Below are 14,228 nucleotides of genomic sequence, written 5' to 3' on the forward strand. Positions count from 1 at the left end.
GTGTACAGATGTACGCCCCTACTAATCCCCACTTCCTAGTCTATTTTCTTCCTCTTGTTCCACCAGTTCAGCATTTGCTTGTAAAGGCCTGACAACTCGTGCGATCGCTTCTTGGATAAATGCCTTCATAAATTCATCGCGGCGATTAAGTTGAAACTGACGCTGCACTACCTCTGTCATTCCGCCATCGCCCCAATCTTGATCATTGCGAAAGTACTCAATAAAGCTTTTACCAGCAATACGTGTCAGATACGCAGCTGTCACACCTTGAATTGCTCTACCAATAATAAACGTACCGACATTGAGTTGCAAAGCCGTAGAAAGTAACTCCAATGCACCTTTAACAATCCCTAAACCAGCAATTGTTTTCGCCAGAGACAGCGCCAATTCCCGTCCCCGTTCCATGTTTAATTCACAACCGTAAACTCTCCCAATTTCTACGACCATTTGGGCATTGACAGCAGCCGTTGCCAGTAAATCTACCATTGGCAATGGTGTAACCGACACCACCCCAGCACCAATCCACTGAAACCGTTCTACGATTTTGTCAGCTTGGCGGCGACGTTGACTATCAATGAGTTTGCGCGCTTCTTCTCCCAGTCGCAGCGATTGCAGCAGAATATTATCTGCAACTAAATCTTCACCTTCTGCCCGTAAAATTGCCGCCATTCGCCGCAGCAAGGGGATAATTTCTGGTTCTGGTTGGAACATTTCGCCAGTTTCTAGCTGGGCAGGTTGGGGATTGGCAGAAATTGCTACCACATCACCAGCCGCAATAAATCCCCGTACTCTTTGCCGCAATCTAGCGAGGATAGCTTCTTTATCTTCTTCTGTGTACAGGTCTGTTTTATTCAACACTAACAAAGAGCGCTTTCCAATTTCAGCCAATGCTCGTAAAGGCTCGTATTCTGAGCGTCTGAGGTCATTATCAACTACAAATAACAGTAAATCTGCTGACGTTGCTAGTTCTCTGGCTAGCTGTTCTCTCTCAGTACCCGCTATGCCTGCTTCTAAAATTCCTGGTGTATCGGTAATTAAAATCTTGCGCTCTAAACCCCGTAAGCGCATACAATAGGTTTCTCCTACTGTGGTAGTTCCCATAGGTGCATCTACCCTGCCTACCATGCGTCCCAGAATCGCATTTACCAAAGATGTTTTGCCAGCACTACCAGTGCCAAACACCACGACTTGAATTTCACCTCGTTTGAGGTTGGCTTCAATTTCTCGTGATTTACTGAGTAAGGCTTGCCGGGCGACTTCATCTTGAATTTGGGCTACTTGTTGCTTCACAGCTTGCAGGGTGGAAGAAGCTGCTTCCGACTTGGCGGCGGGGATTTGCACTTGTTGACGTTGTCTTTTGGCACGGCGCGATCGCGACTCGCCAGCCTGGAGTACCAGCACGTAATAGACAAAGGTAGCAATTAAAGCACCAATCAAGAAAATGATCAAAAACAGCAGTAAATTCCCCAAAAAGGGAGAGTAGGACAACTGCCAATAAAGCCGTGACAGAGAGTCAATCAGCCACAGGCAAAGTCCCAAAATGACGATGAGACCGACAATAAGCGTAACGATACGCGACAGAGGCATGGATGGCACAGGCTAAAAAAGGCAGAAGGCAGGAGGCAGAGGGCAGAAGGCAGGAGGCAGAGGGCAGAAGGGGTTCCCCACAAATTCGCTCTCCGAATCGCGAATTTGTGGGGGCCCCGCAGAAGGCAGAGGGATAAATACTAATTATTTACCCTTCATACTTCATACTTCATCCTGCTTTTAATATTAATAGTTTCAGTATTTTTCACCAGGGTCGAGAGAAGTATGTTTTGATAAACTGAGAAAAATTTACATATTAAATTTATACTTAGCTGCTAATAACAGGATTTTTTATGCTAGAAATCCGCCAGATGGAAAACTGCAACATCTAACTAGATCATGATCCCATTATCTGAATTAAAACATTTGCCAGAGCATTACTACAACCTGGTTAAACGAGTGTTCCATCAGCTCAGTATTCGACAAAAAATTATTCTTGGATATGGTCTTTCCCTGGGAGTTGCAGTTTTAGGAACAACGGCGGGGCTGTTAATTGGTAAAATTCACTTCCAACAAGCCAGATATCAAATGATCATGGCGGATGAAGAAAGTCATTTATTTAGTACCCTTCAAGGAGAACTGCTAGAAATCCAGTCTTACCAACAAGGAATTGTACCTTTTTTGAATGAAAAGGCAAGGCTGCTACAGGAAACTTCTGAGTTAAAAACTAATCTAGCAGAAGCTGAAAAGTTATTTTCTCAGTTGGAAGAATTTAGTCAAAGCACATCACAAGCAGATTTACAGGCGTTACTCAAACAATATGATGGTACTGTCAGTCTTTATTTCCAGCAACAGAGGACGCTTCTAGATCAGATTTCGTCACTCGCTTCCGGACCACAGGAAGTGCCAAAAGCACAAAAATTAATTCAGCAATTTAGTCAAAGTACAACTGCACTTGATTTTTATGAATTTAGCCAGGAGTTAAACAAAATTGCCAAAACGGTTCGCCATCGCCAAGAAGATGCTGATCAAGCCCAAAATCAAGCATCAGTACTGCAAGCTCTAATTATTCTTGGTAGCATTCTACTGTCAACTGCGATCGCTGCCATTTTGGCTATCTACACAAGCACTATCATTGTACGTCCCTTGCAAACCCTCACTTATGTTGCCCAAAAAGTCACCCAAGAAAGTAATTTTGACTTGCAAGTATCCGTGACAACAAAAGATGAAGTCGGTACTCTCGCTGATTCTCTTAACCAGTTAATCCAACAAGTAAAATATCTTTTAAAAGAACAAAAATCTGAGGCTGAAGCACGACTAATTCAAAGCGAAAAGCTATCTAGCTTAGGCAGAATGATTGCTGGTATCGCCCACGAAATCAATAATCCCATAAATTTTATCTATGGGAATTTAGGCAGCGCCAAAACTTATATCAACGACTTATTTGACTTATTGCAAACATATAAAGCTGAATTTCCCGATCCTAACCAAGTCATAGAAGCTAAAAAACAAGAGATTGACTTTGAATTTATCGAAGAGGATTTACCAAAACTCATCAAGTCAATCGAATTTGGCGCAGAAAGGACACGAGAAATCATCAGGAGTTTAAAAGATTTTTCTCGTTTGGATAACTGTGAAGCTCAGTCGGTTAATTTACATACTTGTATAGACAGTACACTATTAATTTTGCAAAATCGTCTGAAAAAAGGTATTAGAGTTGATTGCAATTATGGCGAGATTCAACCTGTTACAGGTTACACAGGTTTACTCTATCAAGTATTTATGAACTTGTTAATCAATGCCATTGATGCTTTAGAAGAAAAAGCTGCTCAAGATAAACAATTTGTACCTGTGATTACTATTACCACAGAAGCCATGAATAGTGATTGGGTAGTAGTGCGAATAGCGGATAATGGCCCTGGCATTCCTACAGAAAATCAAGATAAAATATTTGATACTTTCTTTACAACAAAACCACGAGGTATTGGTACTGGTTTAGGTTTGGCGATTACTCATCAAATAATTGTTGAAAAACACGGCGGTAAGCTGAATTTTAATTCTGAACTAAATGCAGGTACAGAATTTGCGGTTATTTTACCAGTTGCAAGGGGGTAAAAAGAGCGGGTAAGGTTTGAGGGTCGCCCCTCGCCCGATAGTCTTTGTGCTAGATGTATTGCCTTTCCAGAGCGCATGTATTTAGTACAGTGGCTATTAATTACGCTTCTGGGAATCCTTAACCCTACACTGCCATTGATACATCTTTGACCACGTTGGTCGTGTTTATCATTGGCGTGCAATATGTGGATTTCATAACCCAGGAATTTAGCGGCTTCGTCCCTTGCATGGGTAACGAGTGTTTTTTCTTCACTGAGTTCCAGTTTTAACTCGTCACGTAAAAAAGTGGCTATTTTCTGTTTGATTTCCACGGCTTCGGATTTTGAACCTACAACTCCTAACAGAAAATCGTCGGCGTACCTTGTGTACCAAAGGCGACGAAAATTTGGGTCATTGGGGTCACGCGACGGAATTGACTGCGCCTGTTGGCTTAGTTTGCGTGCTTCTTCCAAATTTCCAGCTTTTCGTGCTTTTGATGCAGCTAATGTCAAAGTTCTGTAGGGAGGGTAAACACTCCTTCTAAGACCTCGTGTGTAGGCAGGTATCAACTTGTGTTCGACGTATTTATCCAGTTTATCTAGCACCAAATTGGAAAGTATTGGGCTTACTACTGCGCCCTGCGGGACTCCGCTGTAGGTGGAGTTGTATTTCCAGTTTTCCAAATAGCATCAGCAACTGGTGCATTATAAATACCAAACTCCTCGATACCGCGATTTCTGAGAATACTTTCAGCGCGACGGATTTCTTCTTCTGTGCCTTCTACAATGACTAGATAATCACCACGGGAAACGCGATCGTTGTAAACTCTAGCTCGTTCTTCAGGGATTCCCAAACCAACTAATGCACCTAATAACCCACCAGCTGCTGCACCAATACCAGCACCCGCAGCAGTTGTGGCTAAGGTTGTGGCTACTTCGCCTGCAAGTAAGATGGGACCAACACCAGGAATTGCCAAAGTACCCAAACCTACGAGTAATCCAGTTAAACCTCCTAGAATACCACCTGTAACTGCTCCAGCAGTAGCTCCTTCATCAGCTTTATTACCAACACGTTCTTGGGTGTCAACACCAGCAATATCACCAGTGCGATCGCTGTCTTTAACGATGACAGAAACTTTGTTCATGCTAAAGCCAGCATCTCTAAGTTCTGTGAGTGCATGTTCAGCGGCGCTACGGTTAGAAAATACCCCAATTGCACGTTGATGTTTCCCCACAACCATTTTGTAATCCTCCATTTAATTAAGCTTGTTTGTGCTTACATACTGTTTTGCCTTGTTTTGAAATTATTTCCATCGTTCTCAGGTGTAAGCAGTTTATCTATCAACAGAGAGGTTATTTGGAGGTGGGGAGTGGGGGGAGGTCGGCCCCCTCTGGGGATTAGGGGAGGTGGGGAGGTGGGGGGTAAACAACCAACAATCAACAATCAACCACCAACCACCAACAATCAACAATCAACCACCAACCACCAACAACCAACAATCAACCACCAACCACCAACAACCAACCACTGTACAGACGTGCCATGGCACGTCTGGTACAACCAACAACCAACAACCAACCACTAACTACTAACATCAACGGAAATTGCGCCTCTATTGTTCGGTTATACGACTTTCACCATTGCACAAAGATCGATAACCTCGTAAGTAACAGTGAAAAAGTAGTGAAAACTCTGCCTTAAACGCTGGATGTCGCTGTTGAACTAAGGGGTGAATACCTGTGTACAAATGGATCTTGCCTAGTCTGAGCGAAGTATTAGCCGATAGTCAATCAACTATGGGTTTTTGTTCATCTACAAAGGCTCAGCAACAGTGGCGCTTATGCGTGGCGGCTACACAACAATTGCTGTTAGATGCCTTGAGAACCCTTGATGGGGATGTAGCGCAAGGATTGGTTTTAGCTGCGCCAGCACCTGTGTTTGATGATCCTAAGTTGACTCAAAAGTTGCAGTCAATAACTTTTACAGCAGAACCGTTTAATCATTTGGCACTAATGCCATTTCAGATGTCTGATCAGGAAGTTGCGATCGCAGCAGAGGCAACTGTCTGTAATAAGTCAATTTTACCTTTGCTAAAAACAGACCCGTTAGCAAAAGAGCAGTTTTGTCTGATTTTTACGAAAAAATTTAGATTAGTTCTAGTTTTAGCAGAAGAAAACGATCAAAAAGCCTTTTTATTTTCCTTTGATTCAGAGGTGGTGCAACAGGCGTGGCGCGCGCTGAGCGCACGCGTAATGTTGAGTAATCCTGATTTGTTTGCTGAACTCGAAGAGACGGTACAGAACTATTACCCTACTGCACCGGATTATCGCACGGTCATGCAGTTTAGTCAATTGTTGCTAGCAGAATTACCGGAGCAAGAAGGGGTAAGGGACTGCGGACTAGGAGCAAGGGAAGCAATAGAAGGATCACTTGAGCAGGACCAAAAAGCCGAGACTAATTCTTCTTACTCTGCATCACCAAAACATGATGTGGAAATGCTGCAAGCTTTTGCTCATGAAGTCCGTACTCCTTTGACAACTATTCGCACTATCACTAGACTATTGCTGAAACAGCGCGATTTACCTGCCAATGTCATTAAGCGATTGAAAGTTATTGATCGTGAGTGTACCGAGCAGATTGACAGGATGGAATTGCTGTTTAGAGCAGCAGAACTAGAAACATCTGCTACAGATAAAGCTACAAGCCATCAATTGACAGCAATGAGTCTAGAGCAGGTGTTGCAAGCGAGTATTCCCCGTTGGCAAGAAGCAGCTAGTCGGCGTAACTTGAAGCTGGATGTAGTTTTACCCCAGGATTTGCCGACTGTAGTAAGCAATCCTACCATGCTCGACCGGGTTCTCACAGGTTTAATAGAGAATTTCACCCGCAACTTACCAGCAGGTAGCCATATTCAAGTACAGGTAATTCCCGCTGGCGATCAACTAAAGTTGCAATTACTGCCTTTGCCTCTTGCGGCAGACAATGACGCAGCAGTTGTATCAAACTGTACGCCACCAATTCGCAAAGCTCTTGGTCAATTACTGATGTTCCAACCAGAAACAGGTACAATCAGTTTGAATCTCAATGCAACCAAGCATTTATTTCAAGCTATTGGTGGCAAATTGATTGTGCGTGAGCGTCCTCGCTATGGAGAGGTTTTAACAGTCTTCTTACCTTTAGAAGGATCGGAAAAGCAAGGGAATTCAAAGTTCAAAATTCAACATTCAAAAGTGTAAGAATGTTGCTATTTGTAAATATCTGCGATCGCACATTGGCATGATGTAGCAGTTCCATGTGCTGCCTTCACAGGGGATAATTGTACCTATAGAATTAGGCAGAATATGTAACAGTAAGCGATCGCTAGGTAAGTATGTAATTTAGATTAAAACGAGAAATAAAACTTTATATTTTTTATACAATGGCTTGAAGCTGAGGATTCTCTGAGATTTTTGAGGAAAAGCCTTATATATAAATACTATTTATGAAAATAGTATTAAAAATTACAGTGATTTTACGGTTATTACGCATCTGATTATTGAATAATATAATAAGTCATACTAAACTGTAGTTCATCTTCAAGTAACGGCTGACAAAATAAATTTAGTCAAAAGATAAGACAAAATATCCATTATAAAATCAAACAAAATAAACTTGTTGGTTGACTCATATTGATTAGTGGGTCAAAGATATTTTTGCGTTTACTCATTTTCTAAAAAATTCTATATTCAAACAATGGATAATAAAATGATGAGTTTTACAGAAAAAAGTAATTTCTCACAATTGGTCTATGAATTTAACAACTGCATAAAATTACAATATAACGGTGAATTAAAAATCAAAATAGTTAAGGGACAAGTCTATACTTTTTACTATCGTTTAGGTAGGATTGTATGGGCAACTGGGGGTTCTCATCCTTTCCGGCGTTGGCGTAGGCTAATGGCACAATATTGTCCACAAATTGACATTGCACAAGTGCGATCGCAATTCATTGATTTATCAAGAGATTATTGGGATTATCGTGTCTTAGAAACTTTATATTCTCAACATAAAATTAACAGAGAACAGGTTAACACTATTACTGAAACCACTATTAATGAATTACTATTTGATCTAATTCAACAAGCAAAATATAGTGAAATTCACTATGAACGCCAACAGCAAATTATTTTGAATTCACCAATGAATTTTACAAATGTACAAATGGCTTTGCAGGAAGTACAACAATTATGGCAAGCTTGGTCAGCAGCAGGTTTAGCAAAATTTTCTCCTAATTTAGCACCAATAGTATGTCAGCCAGAGGAACTACAGCAACAAGTTAATCCCCAAATATATCAGAAGTTTACCTCTCTATTGAGTGGTAAGCATACCTTACGTGATTTAGCGATCAAACTTAAACAAAATGTTTTACCAGTTACACGTTCTCTACTACCCTTTATCCTTAAAGGTGTGATAGAACTTGTAGAAGTTCCCGATCTACCGATGTTGCAACTAGTTCATGGCAAAAATTATTCATCATCTCCACCACACGCACCTAAACCCCCACTTGTAGCCTGCATAGATGATAGTCCACAAGTTTGTCAAATGCTAGAGCAAATGTTGGTAACAAATGGATTTAGATGTCTTAAGATTCAAGACCCTATTCAAGCATTACCTAACTTAATTCAAAATAAACCAGATTTAATATTTTTAGATCTGATCATGCCAGTAATTAATGGTTATGAAATGTGTACACAAATACGGCGGATTTCTGCCTTTACAAACACACCAATTATTATTCTCACCAGCCAAGATGGTCTTTTAGACAGAATTCGTACTAGGGTAACAGGTGCAACAGAATTTATGTCTAAACCTATTACCGTTGATAAAATTATGGCTTTAATACGCAAATATCTACATCCTGCAATCAACTAATTCTTCTGGCGAGGGAAGTAATTTTCTACAGAAAAAAAGCATAAAAGCTAGAAAAAAGCTTTTGATTTTTGGGAATATAATTTTTATTTGTCTGCAATTATTCTATACGCAAGATATTAAAATTTTTGCTATTAGAGCAAATTAATCTTTACATAGTAGATCAGTATTAAATAAAATTACCTAGATAACTAATAGTATATCATAGCTATAACAATGGAGTTAGATTGAAAAAATCAGAAGTTTTACGGATATATATTTTTTAACATAATTGCAATAATCAAATTATAAATAAATATAAATTTTATTATGTGTACACCATAATAATCTAGAGCTACTAGATTAGACCACAAGGTTAATCAGGCTTAGGTTGATGTAGTTCAGGTAGAGTATGACGGAGTTATGGGTGTGAATAAATATCCCAAAATTTTATATTTTTGAAAAAATCTATATATCAATAATCTACATCAAAAAATTTGTATAAGCTAGAGAAAGTAACTATAAATTACCTTATTTTTGTTATCAATAATTTTGATGTATTACACAATATATATACTTAGGAGAAAGTAAAAATGGATTGCCCTCAACAGATGAATGTGAAGAATTTACTATTGGAATTCTTACACTTTCATCAAACGCTCTATAGTGGCGCATTAGATATTACAACTAGTTATCGTCATAAATTTCGTATTTACTATCATCAAGGAAGTATTATTTGGGCAACAGGCGGTATTCACCCCCATCGACGCTTACGCAGACATATGGCTCAAAATTTCCCACAAGTCGATTTGCAGAGTCTGCAATGGCGTTGGCAAAATCTATCTATCAATAACTGGGATTACCAGTTATTGAGAACCTTACATCAAATGCAAAAAATAGAATGGTCACAAGTAAATACAATTGTAGAGAATACCGTTACAGAAATATTATTTGATATAATCCAAGAGGTACATTGTACTCACGTATTTTGCGATCGCCGTTCAGAAATCGTTTTAGATGCACCTATTATTCTTACAAGCACAGAAATTATTTTGCGTCGCACATATCAATTATGGCAGAATTGGGCAAAAGCGGATTTAGCAACAATTTCTCCTAATTTAGCACCTTCCCTAAATCAACCAGAACAACTGCAATACCAAGTTAGTCAAAGTGTATACAAAAGTTTTATAAATTTGCTTAATGGTAACTATACTTTGCGTGATATTGCAATAAAAATAAAACAAGATATTTTGCCTATTACTCGTTATTTATTACCACATATCAACCAAGGGAAAATTCAACTAAAAGAAGTTAAAGACTGGTATTTAAATTTATCTAATAACGCTACAACATCTGTAGATAAATCTCTAATACAAAACAGAAATCGACTAGTTGCTTATGTAGATGATAGTCCACAATTAGGTCATATCTTGGGAAAAATTATTATTGATAATGGCTTGAGATTTCTTCATATTCAAGACTCTACACAAGCTTTAGTAAATTTAATTGAGCAAAAGCCAGATTTAATTTTTTTAGATTTAATGATGCCATGCACGAGTGGTTATGAAATTTGTGCTCAATTAAGAAAAATTTCTTTTTTTGCTAATACGCCAATAATTATTTTAACTGGTAGTAATGGAATTTTTGACAGAACTCGCGCCAAAGTCGTAGGCTCTACAGATTTTCTCAATAAGCCAATTGTAGTTGATCAAGTTATGGCTATGCTAAACAAATATTTGCCAGTGCAGTCTTTCGCTAATCTTAGTAAGTGATAAATTCAAGAATTTATCTATATTAAAAAATGTAAAATTTATAAATTATACGTATTGATACTGAACCTATTTAATAACAAATACCTCAGAATAAAAAAATCAGTGGAGATATGATAAATATTTTTTCCTATCACCCTACTATAATATCTCCAAACTGTTGCTAATATATGTAATTGATCTTTTTGCAAAACAAGATTTGATTTTGCTATGAATACTGTTTTAGTTGTAGAAGATGGATTAACTGATTTAGAACTAATTTGTAATTGCTTACAACAAGCTGGATATTCCGTTATTAAAGCAAAAAGTAGTGAAGAAGCAGAAGAAAAGCTGTTACAAAGTCAGCCAGATTTAATTTTTCTCGATGTAATTTTACCAGGTAAAAGTGGTTTTGAGATATGTCGAGAAATTAAAAGTAATCCTGCCACAAATAAAATTCCTGTAATTTTTTGTTCTACGAAAAATAGCGAAGTTGATAAGTTATGGGGCAATATGTTGGGCGGTGATGCTTATCTCAGTAAACCAATCAATCAAGATGAGCTTGTGGTTACGGTGAAGCAATTAATTAAGTAATCGGCAAGAAATGAAAACAGAAAACAAGCAAAGATATTTAAGCTTGACTTTAAAGGATCAATACATAGCGCTTATCACTTTAGAACATGTCCAGGAAATATTCACCATTGACTTGACAAATATTTGTCGAGTACCACAGATGCCTAGTTGTGTTGTCGGTGTATACAATTGGCGTGGCGAGATGCTATGGCTAGTTGATTTGGAAAGGATGTTTGGCTATCCTCCTTTAGGATCACAAACAGATTTATTTTCTAAATTGATGGTGATAAAACTCCAGTATCAAGGCAAGTCTTTGGGAATTTTGGTACGTGAAATTCGAGATATTGAAAATCTGGATATACAGTTTAGAAAATCGCCGGATGAACATTTGTTTTCTTTGGAAATATCTCCTTTTGTACAAGGTTACTTTATCAGTTCTAGTGAAGAAATATTAATTAGTTTGAATACAAAAGCAATATTTCAAGCACAAATTGGGGTAGAAAACTAGAAGGGTGACAAGGAAAGGTATTTCATGCATGGACTGCTTATAGATGCTGAAGGTTAATAAACATATTCATATAAATAGAGGTTCTATTCATGACAATTACCTATGACAATTATCAAGAAAATAGTTTTGTTGTTAATCAAGAAGAAATTTTAGAAACAACAGATATCTCTCAAGCATTTAAAAATTGGCGAAAACAATGGCAAGCGATCGCAAAGCAGATGCGACAAGCCACAGATGCAGATACACTGTTTCAAGTCACAACCAAAGCAGTACGGGAAATCATCGCAGGCGATCGCGCCTTAATTTATCGTTGGCACAATCTGGATACAGGTGTGGTGTTGGCTGAGTCCAAAACTATTGGTTGGACACCTGCATTTGGTGAAAACTTGTCTACTATTGTATTTGGTGTTGACACAACTCCAGATTATTCAGAACCGATCACAATTACAGATATCAACCAGGTAGAACCTACTCCTTATCAACGTCAGTTGTGGGAAAAATTTCAAGTCAAGGCTAGTGTAGCAGTACCGATTCTTGTAGAAGGTGAATTGTGGGGGTTGTTAGCAGTTCATCAATGTGGGATGTCGCGCCAATGGCAAGAAGCAGAAATTAATTTACTGACACAAGTGGCGACAGAATTGACTTATGCCTTGCAGAGGTTTCAATTTCAAAAGGAACAGCAACAGCAAGCCCAGGCAAAAAAAGCTGTTGGTAAGGTAATTGATAAAATTGTCCGCGTTGCCAACGTTGATCAGTTTTTCCAAACTTCCACTCAAGAAGTGCGTAACTTACTGCGTTGCGATCGCGTTGCCCTTTATCAATTTAACTCTGACTGGAGTGGTGAATTTATTGCTGAATCGGTTGGTAATGGCTGGGTGCGTCTGGTAGGGCCTGATATTAGAACAGTCTGGGCAGATACCCATCTCCAAGACACCAAAGGCGGACGTTATGCTCGTAGTGAAAGCTTTACGGTTGAGGACATTTACAAGGCAGGATTATCCCAGTGTCATATAGACATTTTAGAACAATTTGAAGCTAAAGCTTACATGATCGCGCCCGTATTTTCTGGAGAAAAATTATGGGGACTGCTAGCAGCTTATCAAAACTCTGGTGCGAGAAAATGGCAAGAATGGGAAATTAGTTTTTTAGCTCAGATCGGTATGGGGTTTGGTGTCGCTATCATTCAGACTGAGTACTTGGAAAAGTTGCAAGAAAAATCAGACCAGTTAACCCAAATTGCCGAACAAGAAAAAGCTTACAGTAAGATTACCAATCGCCTGCGGCAATCACCAGACGTAGACACGATTTTCAAAACCACAACTCAAGAACTTCGCCAACAATTACGTTGCGATCGCGTGGCTGTGTACCGTTTCCGTGATGATTGGAGTGGCGAATTTATTGCCGAATCTGTTGCTAGTGCTTGGGGGCGCTTGGTAGGTACAGAAGTTAACAAGTTCTGGGAAGATACCTATTTGCAGGAAACCAAAGGGGGACGACTGGCAAAGGGTGAAAGCCTTGCCATTGATGATATCCATCAACAAGGATTGTCAGCTTGTTACATCGAACTATTGGAAGAATTTGAAGCCAAAGCCTATGTAGTTTCACCGATCTTCTTTGGAGACAAATTGTGGGGTATTCTCGCCGCCTATCAAAATTCCCAACCCCGCCATTGGCAAGAGTGGGAAATCAACTTACTTGCCAGAGTCGGCGATCAGTTAGGGCTGGCATTACAACAAGTTGAATATCTGCAACAACTCCAAACCCAGTCAACCCAACTAGCAGCAGTAGCTGCCAAAGAAAAAGCAGCAAAAGAGTTATTCCAACAACGTTGCATTCAAACCCTCACAGCCCTTCGTCCAGCCTTGGGAGGAGATTTGACTGTCCGCGCCCCAATCACAGATGATGAGTTGGGGACAATTGCCGATGCTTATAACAACACCTTGCAAGCACTGCGGCAGATAGTCATGCAAGTACAAAAAGCTGCCCAGCAAGTCGCCCAAACTTCCCAAGATAGCGACGTATCCCTCATAGACGTGATCAATTTGGCACAGCAGCAGTCACAGGAAATCTCTGTAGCCTTAGCTGAAATTAAACTGATGGGAGACTCCACCCAAGCAGTCGCTAACAGTGCTGATTTAGTGCAAGTCGCTGTAGACAAGGCAAACCAAACTTTGACATCTGGCGATCGCGCCATGAACCAGACAGTTGAAGCTATTCAAGCTATTCGCGAAACCGTCGCCCAAACCAGCAGAAAAATTCAGCGTTTAAGCGAATCTTCTCAGAATATCTCCAAAGTAGTCAACTTAATTAGTAACTTTGCCACCCAAACAAATGTCTTAGCCTTGAACGCAGCCATAGAAGCCACTCGCGCTGGCGAATACGGCAAAGGTTTCGCAGTCGTTGCCGATGAAGTTCGTTCTCTGTCTCGCCAGTCGGCTGCGGCTACAACCGAAATTGAAAAACTGGTGCAAGAGATTCAAGCAGAAACCACAGACGTAGCAATGGCAATGCAAACAGGTATTCAACAAGTACTAGAAGGAACCAACCTAGTTAACAATACCCGCCATAACCTCAACGAGATAGTAGCAGCCACAACAAATATCAGTCAATTAATTGCACAGATTACCGCAGCTACCCAAACTCAAACCACACGATCTGTTTCTGTTACCACCTCCATGCAACAAGTCACTGAAATTTCCCATAATACCGTCGCCCAAGCCCAAGCTTTAGCCGCCGTATTTCAACAACTTCTCGCAACAGCCAAAGAATTACTCACAACAGCCAGTCAATTTAAAGTTGGTTAGTTGTTCGTGGTTAGTTGTTGATTGTTGGTTGTTGGTTTGGTTGTACCAGACGTGCCATGGCACGTCTGTACATTGGTTAGTGGTTAG

12 protein-coding genes are annotated in these 14,228 nt (G+C 39.7%); 9 read left to right on the forward strand and 3 right to left on the reverse strand.

Annotated features, from left to right (window positions below; translation table 11 throughout):
• Positions 1–21 precede the first annotated feature (21 nt).
• Positions 22–1,587 (reverse strand): YcjF family protein, encoded by a 1,566-nt coding sequence (locus UYI_RS0100865; protein WP_026085669.1) that lies wholly within the window; start codon positions 1,585–1,587, stop codon positions 22–24.
• Between the two features lie 2 nt (positions 1,588–1,589).
• On the opposite strand from UYI_RS0100865, the gene UYI_RS39495 reads away from it, so the two are divergent.
• Positions 1,590–1,724, forward strand: a complete 135-nt coding sequence (locus tag UYI_RS39495; protein WP_016864806.1) for a hypothetical protein — start codon at positions 1,590–1,592, stop codon at positions 1,722–1,724.
• Positions 1,725–1,926: 202 nt separating this feature from the next.
• Positions 1,927–3,642: a sensor histidine kinase gene (locus UYI_RS0100875; RefSeq protein ID WP_016864807.1), complete on the forward strand. Its 1,716-nt coding sequence runs from the start codon at positions 1,927–1,929 to the stop codon at positions 3,640–3,642.
• Here the strand turns inward: UYI_RS0100875 and UYI_RS34395 are convergent.
• Complete coding sequence (locus UYI_RS34395; RefSeq protein ID WP_235147887.1) at positions 3,543–4,226, reverse strand: reverse transcriptase domain-containing protein; 684 nt, start codon at positions 4,224–4,226, stop codon at positions 3,543–3,545. The genes UYI_RS0100875 and UYI_RS34395 overlap by 100 nt on opposite strands.
• A gap of 23 nt (positions 4,227–4,249) precedes the next feature.
• Complete coding sequence (locus UYI_RS31690; RefSeq protein ID WP_235147888.1) at positions 4,250–4,861, reverse strand: general stress protein; 612 nt, start codon at positions 4,859–4,861, stop codon at positions 4,250–4,252.
• Between the two features lie 174 nt (positions 4,862–5,035).
• Here UYI_RS31690 and UYI_RS36360 point away from each other — a divergent pair, with 174 nt between their 5' ends.
• The 7 genes from UYI_RS36360 to UYI_RS0100915 all read left to right on the forward strand — a co-directional run bounded on the left by UYI_RS36360 (position 5,036) and on the right by UYI_RS0100915 (position 14,141).
• The gene (locus UYI_RS36360; protein WP_157226275.1) at positions 5,036–5,206 is read left to right on the forward strand and encodes a hypothetical protein; all 171 of its coding nucleotides are present in this window, start codon (positions 5,036–5,038) and stop codon (positions 5,204–5,206) included.
• A gap of 154 nt (positions 5,207–5,360) precedes the next feature.
• Complete coding sequence (locus tag UYI_RS0100890) at positions 5,361–6,857, forward strand: sensor histidine kinase (protein WP_016864810.1); 1,497 nt, start codon at positions 5,361–5,363, stop codon at positions 6,855–6,857.
• A 508-nt stretch (positions 6,858–7,365) separates the two neighbouring features.
• A complete protein-coding gene (locus UYI_RS0100895) occupies positions 7,366–8,532 on the forward strand; it encodes a response regulator (protein WP_157226276.1) in 1,167 nt (388 codons plus the stop codon).
• A 569-nt stretch (positions 8,533–9,101) separates the two neighbouring features.
• Positions 9,102–10,280: a response regulator gene (locus UYI_RS0100900; protein WP_016864812.1), complete on the forward strand. Its 1,179-nt coding sequence runs from the start codon at positions 9,102–9,104 to the stop codon at positions 10,278–10,280.
• 207 nt (positions 10,281–10,487) lie between these two features.
• The gene (locus UYI_RS0100905) at positions 10,488–10,850 is read left to right on the forward strand and encodes a response regulator transcription factor (protein WP_016864813.1); all 363 of its coding nucleotides are present in this window, start codon (positions 10,488–10,490) and stop codon (positions 10,848–10,850) included.
• A 10-nt stretch (positions 10,851–10,860) separates the two neighbouring features.
• Positions 10,861–11,337, forward strand: coding sequence for a chemotaxis protein CheW (locus UYI_RS0100910; protein ID WP_016864814.1), 477 nt, complete (start codon positions 10,861–10,863; stop codon positions 11,335–11,337).
• 89 nt (positions 11,338–11,426) lie between these two features.
• Positions 11,427–14,141: a GAF domain-containing protein gene (locus UYI_RS0100915; RefSeq protein WP_016864815.1), complete on the forward strand. Its 2,715-nt coding sequence runs from the start codon at positions 11,427–11,429 to the stop codon at positions 14,139–14,141.
• Positions 14,142–14,228: the final 87 nt, after the last annotated feature.

It is taken from the genome of Fischerella muscicola PCC 7414 (assembly GCF_000317205.1).
GTDB classification, from domain to species: Bacteria; Cyanobacteriota; Cyanobacteriia; order Cyanobacteriales; family Nostocaceae; genus Fischerella; species Fischerella muscicola.